This window comes from Rhodococcus sp. IEGM 1307 (genome assembly GCF_030056915.1).
Lineage (GTDB): Bacteria > Actinomycetota > Actinomycetes > Mycobacteriales > Mycobacteriaceae > Rhodococcus_F > Rhodococcus_F opacus_D.
Genome location: NZ_JASHKW010000002.1, coordinates 169,103 through 190,594, shown reverse-complemented (window position 1 = coordinate 190,594; position 21,492 = coordinate 169,103). Strand labels below are relative to the sequence as shown.

Here is a 21,492-nt window from a genome sequence, read left to right as displayed (position 1 = left end):
CGGTAGGCGCATCCCCGCGCGAGGTCAACAGCTGTTGACTTACACTCTGGGAATGCCCGACCGCCGCGCCCGCTCCGCCGTCGCCACCCGCGCCGCGATACTCGACGCCGCCCGCGCCCGATTCGGCACCGACGGCTACGAACGCACGACGATGCGCGCCGTCGCGTCCGATGTGGGCGTCGACCCCGCACTGGTGGTCCGGTACTTCGGCAACAAGGAATCACTGTTCGCCGAGGCCGCCGAATTCGATCTGCACCTGCCCGACCTCCACGACGTTCCCGCGAAGGACCTCGCGGCCGTGCTCATGCCGCGCTTCTTCGCGGTGTGGGAGAACGACGGCGCGTTCCTCCCCCTGCTCCGCGCGGCGGCGAGCAGCCCGCGGGCCGCCGAGGCGATGTTGCAGGTCTTCGCCCGCCAGGTAGCGCCCGCGCTGGCCGTGGTCACGGCGGACCGCCCGGACGAACGCGCGGCCCTCGTCGGGTCGCAGGTCCTCGGACTCGCCTTCTCCCGCTACGTACTCCGGGTGCCGCCCGTGGCGAACATGACGCACGAGCAGCTGATGCGCTGGGTCGGGCCGGTGCTCGAGTACTACCTCACGACGGAACCGCGGTAGCCCTGCCGGTGATGCCTGCCGCCGTTCAGCATCCAGCGGACGTCGAGCTCACTCGTGCTGCGGCTGTGCCGCCTGATCGTGAACGACGTGATCGGCAACCGCTCGACGACGCTCGCCTCGGCACGCGGATCACCCGCGATGCCCTGTTCCAGAACCGAATACGCGGTGTGGTTGACCGAATGCACGGCAAGCCGGAGCGCGTCGAGCGCCGTGGGTCGCGGCCCGAACGCGGCGAGCGTGTGACCGCCGTCCACCGCGGTTTCGACCACCGCGTAGAAATGCCAGTCTGCGCCCGAATCGCCAGTCATGATGCGCCTCACTCGATGTGCTTCTGTGAGCTGTGCCATGACGATATCGCGGGGGTACGACACGTTTTCGGAGCCGCGCCGCTCAGGCGACGGATCGGCGGCCGATCCCGAACAGCTCCTGGGGGACGTCGATCCCCTTGAGCCGGTGACTGCCCGCCGGTTCGCCCCAGAACTCGTCGGTGTCGAGTTCGTCGTAGAACTCGCCGGTCACGACCACCTCGTGAGACGGCGCGACCGCGACGACGCGGCTGGCCATGTTCACGGGCCTGCCGAACCAGTCGCCCGCGCTCGGCACGGCTGTGCCCCAGGCGATCCCGGCCCGCAGCGGCGGAAGCCCCTCGGCGCGGGCGGCCTGCACGAGGTCGAGCGCGGTGTACGCCAGCGCGTTGGGATCGGCCGAGACCAACATGACGGCGTCGCCGATCGTCTTCACCAGACGCACCGGCGGAAGCACCAGATCGGTGGCCATCCCATCGAGCCGCTCGGCCACCCGCCCCAGATCGGCGGGCGCCACCTGCTCACCGAGCAGCGTGAATCCGACGAGGTCGGCGAAACAGACGCCGATCTCCTGCGCCCCCCGAACCTGCAGGTTCGAGTCCCTGGCGATACCCACCGCATCGGAGCGCAGTTGGTGGCGCAGAGTGGTGGCGATGAGATGAGCCAGGATCTGCGCCTCGAAATCCGCTATGCGCCGCACCTCCACCGCATACCGCAGGGCCACCTCGGGGTGATCGCGCGTCGCCTCGAGCCGCTCCTGCAGGAGCGCGTCCGCGGCGTCGGCGACCGTCCAGAGGTTGCGGCCGAGGACCCGGGCGGCCGCGAAGATTCCGCTCTCGTCGAGCCCCAGATCCCGGTACTGCTTGAGTCCGCGCGCGAGGTCGAGGTCGCCGTCGTCGTAGAACGTCCCGTCCTCCGACGCACCCCGGCCGATCGCCCGGAACCACCGACGGGCATCCTCCACGGTGACGCCGGTCTTCTCGGAGATCTCGTCGATGCCGTACCGGCCCTTCGGCGCCAGCGCGTGCTCGAGCAGCAGGTGCGCGAGCCGATTGGTCCGCGAGGCGGCGCGGAGTTCGTCGATCGACACCCCGTCCTCGATCAGGGTGTTCAGGACCCCCATGCGCGCAGAGCGATCCGATCCGCTGAGTCCGTCGAGGAGGCCGGCGGCCTCGAACTCGTGGAGTTGCGTGGGCGGCGGACCCGGGCGTCGGAGCGGGCGAGGCGGCGGGGACACCAGACGTCCCGTTCGGGGCGTGATCCGTCGGGGCTGTCGCGGGTTGCGCACGTCCTCATCGTCCCAGGAACGACGTCGCCCTTCGCCGTAAACCTGCGAACTCGCTTCCCCCGCGACCATGACCGAACTATATTCGGTATGTGCCGATTCAAAGTCTGTTGCTGGATGCGGCGGAGGGCCACTTCGCCCGCCGTGGCGTCCTCGCGACGCGGCTCGCCGACATCCGGCACGAGGCCGGTGTCAGTGTGGGAGCCGTCTACCACCACTTCCCGAACAAGGAAGAGCTGTACCTCCAGGTCTGGTTGCGCGCTCTCGCCGACTATCAGGACGGATTCCGGGCCGTGCTCTCGGAATGCGCCGATGCGCGGTCCGGGGTGGAAGGCGCTGTCGTCCGCCACCTGCAGTGGGTGTCCGGCAACCCGCAGCGGGCCACCATCCTCGCCGCGCCCCGGCCCCCGGGCATCGACGGGCGGGCCGATTCCACCAACGCGGCGTTCTTCCGCGACGTCACCCACTGGTGGCGGGTCCACGAACACTACGGAACGGTCCGCCGGTTCGACTTCGACGTGCTCTACGCGTTGTGGCTGGGCCCGGCCCAGGAGTACTCCCGCCAGTGGCTCGCGGGCGCCATGACCACCGACCCCACCGCGGTGGCGCCCGAACTGGCGCGCGCCGCGTGGAATTCGCTACGGAACCAGGAGTAGAGGCATGACAGTGGACGTCGCACTCACCGCCGACACCGCGCAGGCCGTGCTGGCGGCCCAGCCGTTCAGCATGCTGGTCGGCGCCCGCATGACCCAGTTCGGCGAGGGTGGCGCCACCCTCGAGATCCCCGTCCGGGACGAACTGCGGCAACAGAACGGCTTCGTGCACGGCGGCGTCCTGTCGTACGCCGCCGACAACGCTCTGACGTTCGCCGCGGGCACCGTACTCGGCGCGAACATCATGACCGCGGGCTTCACGATCACCTACCTCCGCCCCGCCCAGGGCGTGCTGCTGCGGGCGGACGCCCGAGCCGACGCGTCGACCCGGCGGCAGGCGTTGTGCCGGTGCGACATCTACGCGGTGCAGGACGACGGCTCGGAGGTACTGTGCGCCGCCGCCCAAGGCACGGCGACGGTCAAGCAGCCGCGGTAGTCGCGGCCGCACGGGATGGAACGATGGGACCATGGCTGAATCCGTCGACCGCGCATCCGTGGACAGGGCGCGTGAGCGCATCACCGGCCTGATCCGCCGGACACCCACGTTCCGTGCCACCGTCCCCACCGTGCGCGGCGCCGTACCGGTGATCTTCAAACTCGAGTTCCTGCAGTACGGTGGCTCGTTCAAGGTGCGGGGCAGCCTCAACGCGCTGCTCCACGCAGAGGAGGACGGGCGGCTCGACGATGCGGGTGTCGTCATCGCGTCCGGCGGGAACGCCGCGATCGGCGCGGCCTGGGCGTCGCGGCTGCGGGGCGTGAAGTGCACGGTGGTCGTCCCCGTCACGGCACCCGACGTCAAGATCGACAAGCTGATCGCGCTCGGCGCGGACGTGCGCAAGGTCGGTGCTCGATACGCCGAGGCGGCCGAGTACGCGGACGAACTCGCGACGTCGTCGAACGCCCTCGCCCTGCACGCCTACGATCTCCCCGACATCGTCGCCGGGGCGGGCACCATCGCCCTCGAGATCCAGGACGACGTCGCCGAGCCGCTGTCCTACGTGATCGCCGTCGGCGGCGGCGGACTGCTCTCCGGTGTCGTCGCAGGCAGCGGCGAGGACGACAGCATCTACGGCGTGGAACCGAGCGGAGCGGCGACGCTGCACTCCGCGGTCGCCGCCCGGCAGCCCGTGGACATCGACATCGACAGCATCGCCGGCGATTCCCTGGGCGCCACCAAGATCGGTTCCATCGCCTGGGACACCGTCCGGTCGCGCCCCGTGTCCAGCCTGATCGTCGACGACGACGCCCTCATCGACGCGCGAACACTGCTGTGGGAGGAGTTCCGGATCGTCGTCGAGCACGGCACTGCCGCCGCGCTCGCCGCGATCGTCACCGGACAGCTCGCCCCCGCCGACGACAAGCCGCTCTGTGTGGTGCTCTGCGGCGCCAACACGTCGATGACCAGCTACTGATTCGCCGACGTCTCAGCCGCGCGGTTTCAGCCGGCTGTTCGGCAGTTCCGGTGCGGGCAGCGGATCGCCGTCGTAACCCTCGACCGTGCCGAACCGGGGGTCGGCGGGCGCCGAGCCCCGGAGCTCGGACTGCCACTCGCGGCGGTAGCCGACGATGTCCTCGTGGCTACGGCCGAGGAAATTCCACCACATGATCACCTGCTCGCCCAGCGGCTCACCACCGAGCAGCAGCAGCCGGGCCCGGGTCCCGCCCGTGTTGCGCAGCGCCACCAGCGATTCCCCGGGCGGCTGATAGCCGAGTTCCGCCCACCGCAGCGTTGTCCCGCGCAGCTGCACCTCACCCTCGTCGACGAGCACCCCGACCTCGAAGCCGCGCTGGATGTCGAGGGTGACGTCGGCGCCCGGCTCCAGGAGGATCTCCGCGCCGAGCAGCGGCGTGAACGTGCGGACCGGCGAGGTGGAGCCCGCCGTGCTCCCGAGGAACACCCGCACGCTCGCGCCGTCCAGTTCGACCGGGTCGGGTGCGTACGTCTCGAACGCCGGATCCGCGTCCTGCGCCGACGCCGGCAACGCGACCCACAGCTGCGCGCCGTGCAGGATGCGCGTCTGCGGGGTCGAGACCTCGGAGTGCGCGATCCCCCGACCCGCGGTCATCAGGTTGAGCTCACCGGGACGCACCATCGCGTGCGAACCGATGCTGTCGCGGTGCTCGATCTCGCCGGTGAACAGCCAGCTCACCGTCTGCAGTCCGGTGTGTGGGTGCGGCGGAACGTTCATCCCGCCCGTGTTCCCGACGTCGTCCGGACCGTAGTGGTCGGCGAAGCACCAGGCTCCGATCAGCGACCGCTCCCGCTGCGGGAGGGTGCGCCGCACCGGCATCGCGCGGGGACCGCCGAGCGGGACCTCGCGCGCGCCGAGCACCTGGATGCCCCCGCCGTCGGCGTGCGACTCGCACCGCTCTTCCACCGAATTCGTCTCCAGATTGCTCACTGTTCCATCGTGCCTTCCGTCAGTCCTGTGCGCCGCGCAGTTTCGCGCAGAGTTCGGTGAGCGTGTCGAGTTCGTCGTCGGACAGTGCCGGGCCGACGTGCCGCCGGATGCTCGCCGCGTGCCTGCGTCCGACGGACTTCTGCACACGAGCACCCTCGTCCGTCAAAGCGACGACGGTCCCCCGGCGGTCGCCGGGATCGCATTCCCGCGTGACGAATCCGGACCGGGCCAGTCGCTCGACGAGCCGGCTCAGCGACGGTTGGCTGAGCAGGATCTCCCGATTGAGATCGTGCAGGCGCAGTCTGTGTCCGGGTGCCCGGGCGAGGGTGAACAGCACGTCGTATTCGCGCATGCTCACCTCGTCCCACACGTCGTCGGCGGCGAGGTTGCGCATCACCGCGACCTGGGCGCGGAAGAGTGCCTCCCACGCCTCGGCCGCGCGTTCGGTCCTACTGACGGGCGGCATCGACCGGCTCGCGATCGGCCTTCATCGACGCGTGCGTCGGCGGGTTGTCCGGCACGCCGGCAGGTCGCCGGGCAGCGAATTCCTTGCGCAGCACGGGCACGACCTCGCCGCCGAGCAGATCCAGCTGCTCGAGCACCGTCTTCAGGGGTAGTCCCGCATGGTCGACGAGGAACAACTGCCGCTGGTAGTCGCCGAAGAAGTCGGCGAACGCCAGGGTCTTCTCGATCACCTGCTCCGGTGTGCCGACGGTCAGCGGGGTCTGCTCGGTGAAGTCCTCGAGGCTCGGCCCGTGGCCGTAGACGGGGGCGTTGTCGAAGTAGGGCCGGAACTCGTCGACGGCGTCCTTGGCGTTCCTGCGCATGAACACCTGCCCGCCCAGTCCGACGATCGCCTGGTCCGCGCGGCCGTGACCGTAGTGCTCGTACCGCTCGCGGTAGAGGTTGATCAGGGCGATGTAATGCTCCTTCGGCCAGAAGATGTTGTTGGCGAAGAAGCCGTCACCGTGGAACGCCGCGATTTCGGCGATCTCCGGACTGCGGATCGAGCCGTGCCACACGAAGGGCGGGATGCCGTCGAGCGGACGCGGCGTGGACGTGAAGCCCTGCAGCGGGGTGCGGAACTGTCCCTGCCAGTCCACGACGTCCTCGTCCCACAGCCGGCGCAGCAGCCGGTAGTGCTCGAGCGCCAGCGGAATCCCCTGGCGGATGTCCTGACCGAACCAGGGGTAGACGGGGGCCGTGTTTCCGCGACCCATCATGAGATCCACCCGGCCGTCCGCGAGGTGCTGCAGCATCGCGTAGTCCTCGGCGATCTTCACCGGGTCGTTGGTGGTGATCAGCGTCGTGGACGTCGACAGGATGATCTTCTCGGTCTGCGCTGCGAGGTAGCCGAGCATGGTGGTCGGGGAGGACGGCACGAACGGCGGGTTGTGGTGCTCGCCGGTGGCGAACACGTCGAGCCCGACATCCTCCGCATGCGTGGCGATGGTCGTCATCGCCTTGATGCGCTCGTGCTCGGTGGGGGTGCGGCCGGTGGTGGGATCGGGTGTCACGTCGCCGACGGTGAAGATTCCGAACTGCATAGCTGTTCCTCTCGCGCCAGAACTCCATGCATTTGCATGAACCTATTGCAACATTCAACCACTTCGTCCTATTCCGGAAACGGCCGAGGGCGGCAAGCGCAGTGCGCTTGCCGCCCTCGGCGACGGTCGGATCGAACGAGCCCGATCAGTGCATCATGACCGTCGGGGCACCTTCGGCCTCGAGCTTCGGGTTGACCGACTTCTTCCGCGGCAGCAGGAACGCCGGGATGAGCGTCAACGCGATCAGCACGGTGGCGACCAGGAACGTGTTGCCGAACGCATCGGCGGCCTGGCTCAGGACCTGATCCACCATTCCGGGAGGCTCCTGCGCGGCGACCTCGGGCACGTGCTGCATCGCGACCGTCTGGCTGTCGAGACCGCGATCGAGCAGCTGGTTGGTGAGGACCACCGACATGACGGCGGTACCGATCGAACCGGCGGTCTGCTGGACGATGTTCATCAGCGTGGAACCGCGCGCGACCTGCTCGTTGGAAAGCGTGACGATGGCTGCGGTCATCAGCGGCATCATGGTGCAGCCCATGCCCATGCCCATCACGAACAGCGCACCCATCAGCAGCCAGGTCGGCGAGTCCGACGCCACCTGCGTGAAGACGCCCAGACCGATCAGGATCAGCGGCAGACCCGTCAGCACGATCTTGCCGGGCCCGATCTTGTCGACGAGACGTCCGGCCACCGGCATGGTCAGCATCGCGCCGATACCCTGCGGAGCCATCAGCAGACCGGCCGCGAGGGTGGTGTGCCCGCCCACCTGGATGAAGTAGCTGGGGAACAGCAGACCGGCCCCCATGAACGCGACGATGAACAGCGAGGTCGTGATGACCGCGACCGACAGCTGCCGGTTCTTGAACAGGTGCAGGTCGATCAGCGGGTGATCCTTGCGGAGCGCGTGGAACACGAACGCGACGATCAGCACCAGGCCGACCGCACCGGGCACGAGCACGCGCGCCGAAGCAACGGTCCCCACCTCCGGGATGGACGACACACCGAACAGGAACAGAGCCAGACCCGGCGACAGCAGCAGCATGCCGAGGAAGTCGAAGGACTCGGACGGCGACGCGTTGTCGGACGGCAGGATGATGAACGCGGCGGCCAGGGCGATGATGCCGATGGGCAGGTTGATCAGGAAGATCCAGTGCCAGCTCGCCGCCTCGATCAGCCAGCCACCGAGGATCGGACCACCGATGGGGCCGAGCAGCATGGGGATTCCGAGAACCGCCATGACCCGGCCGACACGGTCGGGGCCGGCAGCCTTCGTCATGATCGTCATGCCGAGCGGCATCAACATGCCGCCGCCGAGGCCCTGCAGGACGCGGAAGCCGATGAGCGACGTGATGTCCCACGCGAAGCTACACAGCACCGAGCCGAGCACGAACAGCACGAGCGCCGTCATGTAGAGGCGCTTGGTGCCGAATCGGTCGGCCGCCCACCCGGTGACGGGGATGACGGTGGCCAGGGCGAGCGTGTACGCGGTCATCGTCCACGCGACGGTGGCGTACGTGGTGTCGAACTCCGTGGCGAACGTCGGCAACGCGACGCTGACGACGGTGACGTCGAGGATCGACATGATGGCACCGAGCACCACCACGGACGCGATCTTGAGGACCGTGCCGTCGAGCTTGTCGGGCGCCGCGTTCGCGGCGGTCGGCGATGTCATCCGAGTATCTCCTGGTTGAGTTCTCGCAGGGACTCCCCCGCGAGGATCGGTTGTAGTGCCTCGATCAGCCGAGTCCGCTCGATCTCCGGAACCCGCCATGCGAACCGTCGCAACTGATCACGCTTGCATTCGATGTGCTGGGTAGCGACCTTATGTCCGGCCTCCGACAGGGAGACCCGCTTGACCCGCCGGTCGCGTTCGTCCTCCCGGCGAACGACCAGACCCAGTTTCACGAGTTGATCGACGTTCCGACCCGCTGCGGCCACCGAGAGCCGCAACCGCTCGGCCACCTCGTTGATCGGAAGTGGCTCACCGTGCTGAACCAGCGCGAAGAGCATGCGCACCTGCGAAAACGTGAGGTCCAGTTCGATGAGGTTGTCCATCGACTCCGACTCCCCCGCACTCAACAGTTGGGTGAAGAAATCGTTGAGTAGTTCGAAGAGAAGATCAGGAGATTTGTCGGGCACCCTCGAATGCTAGCGCTCATGCAACTATTGCCCAAGGGCAACTATGGCGCAACCGAATAAATGGTGTCAGGTATCACATCCCCCGGCGGCAGCCTGGACCTGCGGGTTCAGTCCTGGACGAGCACCGCTTTACCCAGCACGAGGCCTGCCTCGAGGTCACGCAGTGCGTCCGCGGCCCGCTCGAGGGGATACCGCGAGGTGACCACGGGACGCAGTCCGCGTTCGACGTGCCGGATCAACGCGGCATGCGCCTCTTCCAGCGCAGTCGGTTCGGTCCGGATGAACTCACCCCACGCCGCACCCACGATGCTGATGTTGCGGAACAGCACCCGGTTCACCTTCACCTCGGGGATCGTCCCGCCCGCGAAACCGATCACGACCAGCCGGCCTTCCGGGGCCAGCACCCGGACGGCCTCGTCGAACGCGTCGCCGCCAACCGGGTCGACCACGATCTGCGCGCCGCGGCCGCCGGTCAGCTCACGGACCCGGGCGCCCCAGCCGTCGTCGAGGCGGACGACCTCGTCGGCCCCCAGTTCGCGCAGGAAGTCGTCGGCGCCGTCCCGGCGCACCACCGCGATCACGCGGGCGCCGTGCGCCTTGGCCAGCTGGATGGTGGACGTCCCCACCCCACCCGCCGCGCCGAGGACGACGACGGTTTCGCCTGCCCGCAGCCGGGCCCGGCGCTCCAGCGCGAATTCCATCGTCTGGTAGTTGACGATCAGCGACGCCGCTTCGTCGAAATCAAGAATCGACGGACTGGGCAGCACCTGCGCCGGCGGCACCGCGACCCGTTCGGCGTAACCGCCGACCTGCGACGCCGCGAGCACCCGCTGTCCGGGCTCGAATCCGCTGTCGACCGGTGCCGACACCACGACACCCGCAACTTCGGCGCCGGGAACGAACGGCAACTCGGGGCCGAGCTGATACTTGCCGTAGCTGATCAGCAGGTCGGGGAAGCACACGCCGCTGGCCTTGACGTCGATCAGGATGAGCCCCTCGGCCGCCGGTTCGGGTACGTCCTGCAGCGTCATGCCGCCCGGCCCCGACAGCTCCGTCACCACCACTGCGCGCATGCTCGAAACACTAGACGCGCAGGGGCGGCGAGAGGCGTCAACGAGCGAACAGCCGCTTCCGCTTGCGGGCGACGGACACCAGCTCGACCTTGTCGGTCATCTTCACGCGGGGCCGGCCGGACCCCGCCGCGCGGCCGGTCTCCGCCTTGTCGATCGCCCGCCAGCCGGGGAACCCGATCTGTTCCGGCTGGCGCCGCTCGATCAGCTTCTTCACGTCCTTGCGGGTGCCGACCGTGCCGAGGAGTTTTCCGGCCTCGAAATCTGCGAGCAGCGACGACACCGTCTCCTTCGCGCACGCCTTGTTGGTGCCGATGACGCCGCTGGGTCCGCGCTTGATCCATCCGGTCACGTACACCCGGTCGGTGACCCGGCCGTGCTCGTTGGGGATCACGCCGCGCTTCTCGTCGAACGCGACACCGCCGACGGGGTTGCCGCGGTAGCCGATGGAGCGCAGCACGAGCGAGGTGTCCAGCGAACCCTCCTCGCCGCGAGCCCGGGCGGACAACGCGCCGGAGTCGTCGACCACCAGTTCGTTGCGTCCGTAGCGCAGGGCCTCGGCCTTGCCGGAACCGGTGACCTCGAGCGGCGACGTCAGGTAGCGGAACACGATGCGCTTGTGTCCGGGCCGCGGGGCACGCTGCGCGAACTCCCGCGCGAGCCGGACCTTCATCGCGGTGGCCGGATCGTCGAGCAGTGCCTCACTGGCCGAGTCGAGGTCGAGATCGGCGTCGTCGATGACGACGTCCACGTTCTCGAGGTCGCCGAGCGCCAGGAACTCGGGGTTGCTGTAGGCGGCCTGCGCAGGCCCGCGGCGGCCGAGCAGAACGACTTCCTCGATGTTGCTGCGCCGCAGCGCGGCGAGGGCGTGATCGGCGATGTCCGTCCGTTCCAGCTCCTCGACGTTCATCGTGAGGATGCGGGCCACGTCGAGCGCGACGTTGCCGTTGCCGACGATCACCGCGCGCTTCGCGGACAGGTCGAACGTGCGCTCCGCGTAGTCCGGGTGGCCGTTGTACCAGGCCACGAACTCGGTGGCGGCGTGCACGCCGGGAAGATCCTCGCCCGGGATCCCCAGACGCCGGTCGCTCGACGCCCCGACGGCGTAGATGACGGCGTGGTGATTCTCCAGCAGCTCGTCGTGGGTGACGTGTTTGCCGACCTCGACGTTGAGGTGGAACTCGAAGTTCGGCCGGTCGAGGCTCCACTCGAACATCCGGGTCACCTCCTTGGTGCCGGGATGGTCGGGTGCGACACCCGCGCGGACGAGTCCCCACGGGGTCGGGAGCTTCTCGAACATCTCGACCTCGACGTCGGACCGTTCGAGCAGTTCACCGGCGGCGTAGCAGGCCGCCGGGCCGGCGCCGACGACGGCGACCCGGAGCTTGCCGAGGTCGCGGCGCGGCGGGGTCGCGGGTGTGAGGGGGATCCACCCGGTCGGCATGGGGTTGGTCGTGTAGTACTCGGCGTTGATGTCCTTGTAGCGCGTGAGCGAGCCGATGAGCTTGTCTTCCGGGAAGATCGCGTCGACCGGACACGCGTCGACGCAGGCCCCGCAGTCGATGCAGGTTTCCGGGTCGATGTGCAGCATCTCGGTCTGCGCGAATTCCCGCTCCTCCGGTGTCGGATGGATGCAGTTCACGGGGCATGCGGAGACGCAGCTCGCGTCGTTGCAGCACGCCTGGGTGATGACATATGCCATTGCGGTTTCCTCACACCTGTCCGGACCATCGAACTCGTTTGTGTTACACGTAGTAACAGTTATATGAACTGTACTGAGAATCGCGTCCGCAAACAAGCACCGGCGCCGGGATGGAAGAATCGGGGCTCCGTCCACGAGCGAAGGAACCGCATCTTGGCACTCGACCGACCCCTCGCCGCTGTCCCCGCACGCGGCCGCTTCTTCGAGACGTCCTGGCCGGTCCGCACCGGCGACATCGATGCCGCCAAGCGCCTGCGCCTCGACGGGATCGCGCGGTATCTGCAGGACGCCGGACTGGACAACCTCGACGCGGTCGACGCCGCCGACAGTCACCCGCTGTGGATCGTCCGGCGCACCGTCATCGACGTCGTACGACCGGCGGTATGGCCCGAGCGGGTGCACCTCCGGCGCTGGTGCTCCGCGCTCTCGACCCGCTGGACGAACATGCGGGTCCAGATCGAGGGTGAGGCGGGCGCCCTCATCGAGACCGAAGGTTTCTGGATCCACATCAGCGGCGAAACGGGAATGCCCACCCGCATCGACGACGGGTTCATCGAACGCCTCGGCGAGTCGGCGGAGGAACACCGGCTCAAATGGAAGCGCTGGCTCGTCGAGAATGCGCCGGCTGCCGAGGAGGACGGCATCGTGGATACCGAGTTCGTTCTACGCCGCACCGACATCGACCCGTTCGACCACGTCAACAACGCCGTCTACTGGCAGGCCGTCGAAGAACTGCTCGCCGACCACGAGCATCCGGGCGGCGGTCGCCTCGTCGACAATCCCCATCGCGCCGTGCTCGAATACCTTTCGCCCATCGTGTCGACGGACCGGATCGTCCTGCGTTCGAGGCGGGACGAGACGTCGCTGACCGTGTGGTTCCTGGTCGACGACGCCCTGCGGGCCGTGGCCCGGGTCGGGCCACTCACCACCTGATCAGACCATCTGCTGGGTGCCGATCACCCGCAACAGGTCGAGCCGGGCCCGCGCGTCGGAGCCCGGCTGCGGCATGTACACGAGCAGATGCTGGTAGGCGCTCGGGGTCAGCAGCGTCTCGCAGACGAGGTCGATGCGTCCGACCTCGGCGTGGAGGACGGTCTTGGTGTCGGAGCGGCGGACGGCCACATCGTGCCTGTCCCAGAGCGCCGCGAACTCGGCGCTGCTCTCGTAGAGGCGGTCCACCAATTCCGTCACGTCGGCGTCACCGGCCCGCCGGGCAGCCGTCGCCCGCAGATCCGCGACGTGGTTTCCGGCGAGCCGCTCGTGATCGTCCTCGGGGAACATCCCGCGCTCGCCGGGGTGCGCGAACCACCGCCACGGCACGTACCGGTCGAGACCCGAATACCGGGTCGCGTCGCCGAACAGGATCACGTGCATGCGATTCTGGACCAGCACCTCCCCGAGGTCCGAGATGACGCAGCCCGGGGTGTCGTCGAGCTTGTCGAGCAGGTGCAGCAGTCCCGGTCCGACGTGTTTGTTGCCCGCGGCCCGCATCGGCGGCACCTGACCCGACAACAGGTAGAGATGGTCTCGCTGATCGTCGGTCAGCCGCAACGCCCGCGCGATCGACGCCAGGACCTGCGTCGACGGATGCGGGCCGCGGGCCTGCTCGAGTCGGGTGTAGTAATCCGTCGACATTCCCGCGAGCATCGCCACCTCGTCGCGCCGGAGCCCCGGCGTCCGCCGGCGTACACCCGGTGGCAGTCCGACGTCGGCCGGAACCAGCTGTTCCCTGCGACGGCGGAGGAAGTCGGCCAACTCGGAGCGGTTCATGCATCAACTGTGCCGGACCCACCGGGACGCTGCCAGGGATCGCCGGTCCCCCGATGAACGGTCTCTGGTTGCCGCTCCCGGCGACGGCGACGCTGGTGTCAGTCCGGAACAGACACCGACAATCGGAGCAGAACATGATCAGCACCACCGCACTCGGAACCACCGGTCCCACCGTCAGCCGGCTCGGCCTCGGCGCCATGGGCATGTCCGGGATGTACGGCAGGACCGACGACGTGGAGTCCATCGCCACCATCCACGCGGCGCTCGAAGCCGGGATCGATCTCGTCGACACCGGGGACTTCTACGGATCGGGCCACAACGAGTCCCTGATCGGCAAGGCCCTCGCCGGCCGTCGACGGGAGGACGTGACCCTCAGCGTCAAGTTCGGCGGACTGCGCGGCCCCGGCGGCACGTGGGCCGGAGTGGACACGCGACCCGAGTCGATCCGGAACTTCCTCGCCTACTCGCTGCAGCGTCTCGGCGTCGACTACATCGACATCTACCGCCCCGCCCGTCTCGACCCCGACGTGCCGATCGAGGACACCGTCGGAACGATCGGCGAACTCGTCGAGGCCGGCTACGTGCGCCACATCGGCCTGTCCGAGGTGGGCCCCGAGACCCTGCGCCGCGCGGCGGCCGTGCACCCGATCGTGGACCTGCAGATCGAGTACTCGCTCATCTCGCGGGGTATCGAGGCCGAGATCCTTCCGCTCTGCCGGGAACTCGGGATCGGCGTGACGGCCTACGGCGTACTTTCCCGGGGTCTGCTCAGCGACTCGCTGCGCACCGATCAGACCCTCGCGGCCGACGACTTCCGCGCACACAGCCCCCGGTTCCAGGGCGACAACCTCCGGCAGAACCTCACCCTCGTCGACTCGCTCGCCGCCGTGGCCGCGCAGCACGGGGTGAGCGTCGCGCAGCTGGCGATCGCGTGGGTTCTCGCCCAGGGCGACGACATCGTGCCCGTCGTCGGAGCGCGCACCGTCGCCCGGCTCCAGGAGACCCTCGGCGCACTCGACGTCCACCTCGACGCCGGTGACCTCGCCGCCATCGCCGCAGCGGTTCCCGACACCGCAGTCGCCGGGGACCGCTACGCGCCCGCGCAGATGGCCCAACTCGACAGTGAACGCGCCGGCGTGGGGCGCTAGCGTCTAGCCATGGCCTCGCACAGCTCCTCGCGGAATCGCACCCTGATCCTGATGCGCCACGGCAAGTCGGCGTACCCGGAGGGGGTCGCGGATCACGAACGGCCGTTGGCGCCGCGCGGACGGAAGCAGGCGGGTCTGGCCGGTGAGTGGCTGCGGTCCACGCAGCCGCCGATCGACGCCGTGCTGTGTTCGACTGCTCGCCGCACCCGGGAAACGCTGGAGGCGACCCGGGTCGGCGCTCCCGCCCGGTTCGCCGACGAGTTGTACGGCGCGTACCCGTCCGAGGTGCTCATGGAGATCGTGCGGGTCGAGCCGTCGGTGCGCACGCTGCTCGTGGTCGGACATGTTCCCGGCATGCCGTCGACGGCACTGGATCTGGCGGGCAACCCCGACACCGGGGAAGCCGACCTGATGCGGGAGAAGTTCCCGACGTCCGCGCTCGCGGTCCTCACGGTGCCGTGCGACTGGGACGAACTCACGTCGAGTGCGGCGTCACTCGCCGCGTTCCACGTCCCGCGGTAGGGGCCTCAGAACAGCTTCCGGCCGACGACGGCGACGACACCCAGAATCAGGACCAGCACGAGGGCCGACCAGAATCCGAACAGCCACCAGACCACCCCGAAGACGACCAGTGCCGGTGCCACGGTGATGAGTGCGATCGTGGGGCTTTCCCGCAGCACTTCGAGTGCCGACTCCGTCTTGACGCGATCGATCTTCTTCTCGGACATCTCGTCTCCGTTCAGCGAACCACGCATATCGGACAGGTGTGGTCGAGGATAGTCTTCACGGGACGAGAACCAGCTCGAGCGAGGGCAGACCAGCGGCGAGGGAGATGGGAAACCGCAGTGACCACCCGACAGGAGAAGGCCGCCCAGACGCGCCGGGACTTACTCGACGCAGCCAGAGTGGTCTTCGAACGCAAGGGTTACCTGAACGCCACCATCACCGACATCACGACCGAGGCCGGCAAGGCGGCGGGTTCGTTCTACAACCATTTCGATGGCAAGGAAGCGCTGCTCCTCGCGCTCGCGGACGACATCGGCGACGACGCGGATGCACTCGTCACCACCTCCCCCGACGATCTGCGGAACCTCGGTCCGCATCTCGCCGTGTTCTGGCAACTGCAGTCGCGGCATCGCACCGTGATGGCCGCGCTCCGCGACGCAGCCCTCGTCGATCCCGAGTTCGCGCAGCGGATGCACGACTTCGGGATCGAGCAGATGAAGCCGTGGGCCGAACTCCTCACGACACTCTCCGCGGACGGCGCACACCTCCCTGCGAGCCCCGACGTCAGTGCCCAGTTGCTCGCCGCGGTGGCGACCGCCTTCGTCGGCCTGTGGGACGGCGACGACGATGCGGGCATCGCCGCACTCACCCGGTTCGTCGAGCGCGGGCTCCTCGGCTAACTGCCCGGGAACGTCACGACATCGAGGTACAGCGGCATCTCGTCGGTGCGCGATCCGGTCTGCGTTCCCGCCTCGTCGACCACCGGGGCGCCGGCGGTCGCAGCAGCTTCGAGGCTCTCCCCCGTCACCCGCCCGTCGAGGTCGAAGTTCTCGAACTCGAACGGAATGCCGTTCGACGCCAGGTAGTCCGGCCCGTCCATCAGATGGAAGTGCAGATGCGGTGCGTCGGTGTTACCGCTGTTGCCCAGCAACCCGAGCTGGTCGCCCGCCCGCAGGTCCTGGCCGACGCTGATGTCGTCCACGCTGCCGGGCTGCAGGTGCGCGTAGAACGCGTACCGCCCGTTCCCGATGTCCTGGACGACGTGGTTTCCGCCGTACTTGTCGAGGGGCAGTCCTTGCGGACTGGCACCCGGAACCTGTTCGGACAGGTCGCCCACGACGGCGATCACCTTGCCGTCCGACACCGCACGGACCGGTGCGCCGTAGTACTCGTAGCTCGACAGCTGAGTCTTGTCGCCGACGTAGATGCGTCCCTGCTCGTCGAGTTGGACGAAGTCGATCGCGAAGCGCTCGGCCGTGAGCATCCGCCCGTTGATCGGCAGCACGGCCGCGCGGTGGGACGTGACCGTGCAGCAGCCGGTGCCGTCGAGCCACCGCGGACCGTCGAGGGGAGCGCGGATCCGGACGGCGTCGCGGGTGTCGACTTCGGTGTCCGCCACGTTCTCGGCGAGCTGCGACGGCACGAGTGACGTCGCCTGCGGAAAGTTGACGTTCACGACGTGGCCGAGACTGGTGGGCACGTCGTCGGGACTGTTCAGTGTCGCGTCGATCCACACCAGCCCCTGCTGTCCGGGGGCGAGGACGGTGCCGGTCTTCGGGCCTCCGCCGAGTGCCTGGAACCAGGGCGTCAGCGCATCGCCGCTCAAATCCACCAGCGTGCGGCCGTCGCCCTTCACCTGCAGCGACGTGATCGTCGCCGGCTGCGAACCGGTGTTCGTCAGCCGCAGTTCGTAGACCAGGTGCACGCGACCGTCGCTGCCCGTCACCGGGATCGGTGCGGCCACCACATCCGCGACCACCGGAGTGAGCACGGCGGGACCGGCGGACGCGGCAGGCGCCGCCGACGACGTCGCCTCGCTCTGCTGGGTGTCCGAGGCCGTGCAGGAGGTCGCGGCCCCCACGACGACGGCGAGTAGGAGCGCGATGGCGAACCTCGACCGGGCCATCATCCGACGCTAGCAACGGCGAACACCCGGCGACAAGGCATGCAAACAGATGAAGGCCCCACCCCCGAAGAGAGAGGGGTGGGGCCTTCGTCCTTGGTGAGTGCCCGGCGAGTCCTGGGACTCGTCAGCCGCTCACGGGCGCGGAGCGCCTACCGGTAATCGTTGCTGAAACCGTAATCGTCCAGCGGCACCGCGGCACCGGTGTTCTGGCCGAAGCCGTCCGGGCTGTAGTACTGGTCGTCGTAGGACGGAACCGCGTACGCAGCAGCGCGAGCTTCTTCGGTCGGCTGAACCTGGATGTTGCGGTAACGGTTGATACCGGTACCGGCGGGGATCAGCTTTCCGATGATCACGTTTTCCTTCAGACCGATCAGCTTGTCCGAGCGGCAGTTGATCGCCGCATCGGTCAGCACGCGAGTGGTCTCCTGGAACGACGCCGCGGACAGCCACGAGTCGGTCGCCAGCGATGCCTTGGTGATACCCATCAGCACCGGACGTCCGGCTGCCGGCTCGCCACCCTCGGCGACGACCCGGCGGTTGGCCGCTTCGAAGTCCGCACGCTCGGTCAGCGAACCGGGCAGGAACTCCGTGGCGCCCGAGTCGATGATCGTCACGCGACGCAGCATCTGGCGCACGATGACCTCGATGTGCTTGTCGTGGATCGACACACCCTGGCTCCGGTACACCTCCTGGACCTCGTTGACGAGGTGGATCTGCACCTGACGGGGGCCCATGACACGCAGCACCTCGTGCGGATCGGCAGCACCTTCCATGAGCTGCTGACCGACCTCGACGTGGTCACCGTCGGCCAGAAGGCGTTCGGTGCCGTCGTCGTGCTTGAAGACACGCAGACGCTGACGCTTCGAGAGCTTGTCGTAGACAACCTCTTCGCCACCGTCGTCCGGGACGATGGTGATCTTGTAGAAGCGGTCGCCGTCCTCGAGCTGCACGCGGCCACTGACGTCGGCGATCGGGGCCTTGCCCTTGGGGACGCGGGCCTCGAACAGCTCCTGAACACGCGGCAGACCACCGGTGATGTCGTCTCCGGCGACACCACCCTGGTGGAACGTACGCATGGTCAGCTGGGTACCGGGCTCACCGATGGACTGTGCGGCGACGATACCGACGGCCTCACCGATGTCGACGAGCTTGCCGGTGGCCATGGAGCGGCCGTAGCAAGTGGCGCAGACGCCGGTGCCGGTGGTGCAGGTGAGCACCGAGCGGACCTTGACCTGCGTGATGCCTGCTTCGAGCAGCGCGTCGATCGCCGGGTCGCCCAGGTCGTGTCCACGCTCGACGATGACGTTGCCGTTCTCGTCGACCGCGTCGGCGGCCAGGGTGCGGGCGTACGTGCTCGTCTCCACGTGAGCGTCGCGGATCAGCGTGCCGTCGGCCTGCTTCTCGGCGATCGTGGTGACGATGCCGCGCTCGGTTCCACAGTCGACCTCGCGGACGATGACGTCCTGCGAGACGTCCACCAGACGACGGGTCAGGTAACCCGAGTCGGCGGTGCGGAGCGCGGTATCGGCCAGACCCTTACGGGCACCGTGCGTGTTGATGAAGTACTCGAGAACGGTCAGGCCTTCCTTGAAGGAAGACTTGATCGGACGCGGGATGAACTCACCCTTCGGGTTGGTCACCAGACCCTTCATACCGGCGAGCGACCGAACCTGAGTCATGTTGCCGGCGGCGCCGGACTTCACGATCATCGGGATCGGGTTGTCGTCGGGGAAGTGGGCCTCCATGGCCTTACCGACCTCGTCGGTGGCCTCGGACCAGATCTTGACCAGGGCGCTGTTGCGCTCGGTCTTGTTCAGAGCACCACGCTGGTACTTCTTCTCGATCTGGTCGGCCTGAGCCTCGAAGGACTCCATGATCTGAGCCTTCTCCGGCGGCACGAGGACGTCGGAGATCGAGACCGTGACACCCGAACGCGTGGCCCAGTAGAAACCGGCGTCCTTCAGCTTGTCGACGGTCTGCGCGACCACGATCATGGGGTAGCGCTCGGCGAGATCGTTGATGATCGTCGCCTGACGCTTCTTCGGCATCTGCTCGTTGACGAACGGGTAGTCCGCGGGCAGCAGCTCGTTGAAGAGCACGCGACCCAGCGTCGTCTCCGCGGTCCAGCCGTCACCGTAGTTCCAGCCTTCGGGGAACAGCTCCGACTCGATGTCGCGGGGCGGGCGCTGCTGCGTGAGCCGCACCTTGATCTTCGCCTGCACGACGAGCGCGCCACGATCGACGGCCATCTGAGCCTCGGCAGGCGAGGAGTACACGCCCTGCTCCGCCTCTTCGCTGGTCGACGCTTCGAGCTCGCCGATCGCACCCTCGTCCAACCGGGTCAGGTGGTACAGACCGGTGACCATGTCCAGACGGGGCATGGCGAGCGGTCGACCCGACGCGGGCGACAGGATGTTGTTCGACGACAGCATCAGGATGCGAGCCTCGGCCTGCGCCTCCGCGGACAGCGGAAGGTGCACGGCCATCTGGTCACCGTCGAAGTCGGCGTTGAAGGCCTCACACACCAGCGGGTGGAGCTGAATGGCCTTACCTTCGACCAGCTGCGGCTCGAAGGCCTGGATGCCCAGGCGGTGCAGCGTGGGTGCACGGTTCAGCAGCACCGGGTGCTCGGCGATGACCTCTTCGAGGACGTCCCACACCTGTGCGCGCTGACGTTCCACCATGCGCTTGGCGGACTTGATGTTCTGCGCGTGGTTCAGGTCGACCAGACGCTTCATCACGAACGGCTTGAACAGCTCGAGAGCCATCAGCTTCGGCAGACCGCACTGATGCAGCTTGAGCTGCGGGCCGACGACGATGACGGAACGACCCGAGTAGTCGACGCGCTTACCGAGCAGGTTCTGACGGAAACGACCCTGCTTGCCCTTGAGCAGGTCGCTCAGGGACTTCAGCGGACGGTTACCGGGACCCGTGACGGGACGGCCACGACGGCCGTTGTCGAACAGCGCGTCCACGGACTCCTGCAGCATCCGCTTCTCGTTGTTGACGATGATCTCGGGGGCACCGAGGTCGATCAGTCGCTTGAGGCGGTTGTTGCGGTTGATCACGCGGCGGTACAGGTCGTTCAGGTCGGAGGTGGCGAAGCGGCCACCGTCGAGCTGAACCATCGGGCGCAGCTCCGGCGGGATCACCGGGACGGCGTTCAGAACCATGCCCATGGGCGAGTTCTGGTTGACCTGGAAGGCTGCGACGACCTTGAGACGCTTCAGTGCGCGGAGCTTCTTCTGCCCCTTGCCGCTGCGGATGGTCTCGCGGAGGTTCTCGGCCTCGGCGTCGATGTCGAAGCTCTCCATGAGCTTCTGGATCGACTCGGCACCCATGGCGCCCGTGAAGTACTCGCCGTAGCGGTCGACGAGCTCGCGGTACAGCAGTTCGTCGACGATGAGCTGCTTGACGCTGAGCTTGGTGAACGTGGTCCAGATCTCGTCGAGACGATCCAGCTCGCGCTGCGCGCGGTCACGGAGCTGACGCATTTCGCGCTCGCCGCCGTCCTTGACCTTGCGGCGGACGTCGGACTTGGCGCCCTCTGCCTCCAGCTCGGCGATGTCGGCTTCGAGCTTCTGAGCGCGGGCCTCGAGGTCGGCGTCACGCTGATCCGCGACGGACTTCTTCTCGACCTGCATCTCGGCTTCGAGAGTGGACAGCTCGTTGTGACGCAGTTCCTCGTCGACACCGACGATGACGTACGCGGCGAAGTAGATGATCTTCTCGAGATCCTTCGGCGCCAGGTCGAGCAGGTAGCCGAGACGGCTGGGCACGCCCTTGAAGTACCAGATGTGCGTGACCGGGGCGGCCAGTTCGATGTGGCCCATACGCTCACGCCGAACCTTGGCGCGGGTCACCTCGACGCCGCAGCGCTCACAAATGATGCCCTTGAAGCGGACACGCTTGTACTTACCGCAGTAGCACTCCCAGTCCCGGGTGGGGCCGAAGATCTTCTCGCAGAAGAGGCCGTCCTTCTCGGGCTTGAGGGTGCGGTAGTTGATGGTCTCCGGCTTCTTGACCTCGCCGTAGGACCAATTGCGGATGTCCTCTGCACTGGCGAGGCCAATGCGGAGTTCATCGAAGAAGTTGACGTCGAGCACGTAACTTCCTTTCCCCAGAGGGATTGTGGATCAACGGTCACCCGCCGATACCTGACTGCCAATTCAAATGTGAACTACGCCCCCGGATCCTGATTTCTCAGGACCCGGGGACCGAAA

At 67.8% G+C, this 21,492-nt stretch carries 21 protein-coding genes; 8 read left to right on the top strand and 13 right to left on the bottom strand.

Annotated elements, in window-relative coordinates; genetic code table 11:
* Positions 1-52 precede the first annotated feature (52 nt).
* A complete protein-coding gene (locus QM841_RS04645; protein WP_280779948.1) occupies positions 53-613 on the top strand; it encodes a TetR/AcrR family transcriptional regulator in 561 nt (186 codons plus the stop codon).
* Here QM841_RS04645 and QM841_RS04640 read toward each other — a convergent pair.
* Together QM841_RS04640 and QM841_RS04635 are read right to left on the bottom strand one after the other, a co-directional pair.
* Positions 589-921, bottom strand: coding sequence for a hypothetical protein (locus QM841_RS04640; RefSeq protein ID WP_283331073.1), 333 nt, complete (start codon positions 919-921; stop codon positions 589-591). The genes QM841_RS04645 and QM841_RS04640 overlap by 25 nt on opposite strands.
* Positions 922-1,003: 82 nt before the next feature.
* Positions 1,004-2,206, bottom strand: a complete 1,203-nt coding sequence (locus QM841_RS04635; protein WP_283331307.1) for an adenylate/guanylate cyclase domain-containing protein — start codon at positions 2,204-2,206, stop codon at positions 1,004-1,006.
* Positions 2,207-2,295: 89 nt separating this feature from the next.
* Between QM841_RS04635 and QM841_RS04630 the strand changes: the two genes are divergently transcribed.
* From QM841_RS04630 to QM841_RS04620, 3 genes are read left to right on the top strand one after another with little or no spacing between them, the layout of a single operon-like run.
* The gene (locus QM841_RS04630; protein ID WP_283331072.1) at positions 2,296-2,859 is read left to right on the top strand and encodes a TetR/AcrR family transcriptional regulator; all 564 of its coding nucleotides are present in this window, start codon (positions 2,296-2,298) and stop codon (positions 2,857-2,859) included.
* A gap of 4 nt (positions 2,860-2,863) precedes the next feature.
* Positions 2,864-3,292, top strand: a complete 429-nt coding sequence (locus QM841_RS04625) for a PaaI family thioesterase (protein ID WP_005258207.1) — start codon at positions 2,864-2,866, stop codon at positions 3,290-3,292.
* 31 nt (positions 3,293-3,323) lie between these two features.
* The gene (locus tag QM841_RS04620; RefSeq protein WP_105418824.1) at positions 3,324-4,268 is read left to right on the top strand and encodes a serine/threonine dehydratase; all 945 of its coding nucleotides are present in this window, start codon (positions 3,324-3,326) and stop codon (positions 4,266-4,268) included.
* Positions 4,269-4,280: 12 nt separating this feature from the next.
* Here the strand turns inward: QM841_RS04620 and QM841_RS04615 are convergent, their stop codons facing one another.
* The 7 genes from QM841_RS04615 to QM841_RS04585 all read right to left on the bottom strand — a co-directional run bounded on the left by QM841_RS04615 (position 4,281) and on the right by QM841_RS04585 (position 11,719).
* On the bottom strand, positions 4,281-5,258 hold the full coding sequence (locus QM841_RS04615) for a pirin family protein (protein ID WP_283331071.1): 978 nt from the start codon (positions 5,256-5,258) through the stop codon (positions 4,281-4,283).
* 19 nt (positions 5,259-5,277) lie between these two features.
* The gene (locus tag QM841_RS04610; protein WP_283331070.1) at positions 5,278-5,724 is read right to left on the bottom strand and encodes a MarR family winged helix-turn-helix transcriptional regulator; all 447 of its coding nucleotides are present in this window, start codon (positions 5,722-5,724) and stop codon (positions 5,278-5,280) included.
* Positions 5,708-6,805, bottom strand: coding sequence for an LLM class flavin-dependent oxidoreductase (locus QM841_RS04605; protein WP_283331069.1), 1,098 nt, complete (start codon positions 6,803-6,805; stop codon positions 5,708-5,710). The genes QM841_RS04610 and QM841_RS04605 overlap by 17 nt, the downstream gene beginning before the upstream one ends.
* A 145-nt stretch (positions 6,806-6,950) precedes the next feature.
* Positions 6,951-8,480 carry a DHA2 family efflux MFS transporter permease subunit gene (locus QM841_RS04600; protein ID WP_283331068.1) on the bottom strand — a complete coding sequence of 510 codons (1,530 nt, stop codon included), beginning with the start codon at positions 8,478-8,480 and terminating at the stop codon, positions 6,951-6,953.
* On the bottom strand, positions 8,477-8,947 hold the full coding sequence (locus QM841_RS04595; RefSeq protein ID WP_005574387.1) for a MarR family winged helix-turn-helix transcriptional regulator: 471 nt from the start codon (positions 8,945-8,947) through the stop codon (positions 8,477-8,479). The genes QM841_RS04600 and QM841_RS04595 overlap by 4 nt, the downstream gene beginning before the upstream one ends.
* 107 nt (positions 8,948-9,054) lie before the next feature.
* A complete protein-coding gene (locus QM841_RS04590; protein ID WP_283331067.1) occupies positions 9,055-10,020 on the bottom strand; it encodes an NADPH:quinone oxidoreductase family protein in 966 nt (321 codons plus the stop codon).
* A gap of 37 nt (positions 10,021-10,057) precedes the next feature.
* On the bottom strand, positions 10,058-11,719 hold the full coding sequence (locus QM841_RS04585; RefSeq protein ID WP_280779940.1) for an FAD-dependent oxidoreductase: 1,662 nt from the start codon (positions 11,717-11,719) through the stop codon (positions 10,058-10,060).
* 153 nt (positions 11,720-11,872) lie between these two features.
* Between QM841_RS04585 and QM841_RS04580 the strand changes: the two genes are divergently transcribed.
* Positions 11,873-12,652, top strand: a complete 780-nt coding sequence (locus QM841_RS04580) for an acyl-[acyl-carrier-protein] thioesterase (RefSeq protein WP_280779939.1) — start codon at positions 11,873-11,875, stop codon at positions 12,650-12,652.
* Here QM841_RS04580 and QM841_RS04575 read toward each other — a convergent pair whose 3' ends face one another.
* A complete protein-coding gene (locus QM841_RS04575) occupies positions 12,653-13,489 on the bottom strand; it encodes a helix-turn-helix transcriptional regulator (RefSeq protein ID WP_283331066.1) in 837 nt (278 codons plus the stop codon).
* A 134-nt stretch (positions 13,490-13,623) separates the two neighbouring features.
* Here QM841_RS04575 and QM841_RS04570 point away from each other — a divergent pair, with 134 nt between their 5' ends.
* Positions 13,624-14,637 (top strand): aldo/keto reductase, encoded by a 1,014-nt coding sequence (locus tag QM841_RS04570; RefSeq protein WP_283331065.1) that lies wholly within the window; start codon positions 13,624-13,626, stop codon positions 14,635-14,637.
* 9 nt (positions 14,638-14,646) lie between these two features.
* The gene (locus QM841_RS04565) at positions 14,647-15,159 is read left to right on the top strand and encodes a SixA phosphatase family protein (RefSeq protein WP_280779936.1); all 513 of its coding nucleotides are present in this window, start codon (positions 14,647-14,649) and stop codon (positions 15,157-15,159) included.
* A gap of 5 nt (positions 15,160-15,164) precedes the next feature.
* Here QM841_RS04565 and QM841_RS04560 read toward each other — a convergent pair whose 3' ends face one another.
* Positions 15,165-15,365, bottom strand: coding sequence for a hypothetical protein (locus QM841_RS04560; RefSeq protein WP_005258232.1), 201 nt, complete (start codon positions 15,363-15,365; stop codon positions 15,165-15,167).
* Positions 15,366-15,482: 117 nt separating this feature from the next.
* On the opposite strand from QM841_RS04560, the gene QM841_RS04555 reads away from it, so the two are divergent.
* Complete coding sequence (locus QM841_RS04555) at positions 15,483-16,043, top strand: TetR/AcrR family transcriptional regulator (protein WP_283331064.1); 561 nt, start codon at positions 15,483-15,485, stop codon at positions 16,041-16,043.
* Here the strand turns inward: QM841_RS04555 and QM841_RS04550 are convergent.
* Both QM841_RS04550 and QM841_RS04545 read right to left on the bottom strand, forming a co-directional pair.
* The gene (locus tag QM841_RS04550; RefSeq protein ID WP_349307385.1) at positions 16,040-17,272 is read right to left on the bottom strand and encodes a M23 family metallopeptidase; all 1,233 of its coding nucleotides are present in this window, start codon (positions 17,270-17,272) and stop codon (positions 16,040-16,042) included. The two genes, QM841_RS04555 and QM841_RS04550, sit on opposite strands and share 4 nt — an antisense overlap.
* Positions 17,273-17,418: 146 nt before the next feature.
* Positions 17,419-21,375 (bottom strand): DNA-directed RNA polymerase subunit beta', encoded by a 3,957-nt coding sequence (locus tag QM841_RS04545; RefSeq protein ID WP_280779933.1) that lies wholly within the window; start codon positions 21,373-21,375, stop codon positions 17,419-17,421.
* Between the last annotated feature and the right edge of the window lie 117 nt (positions 21,376-21,492).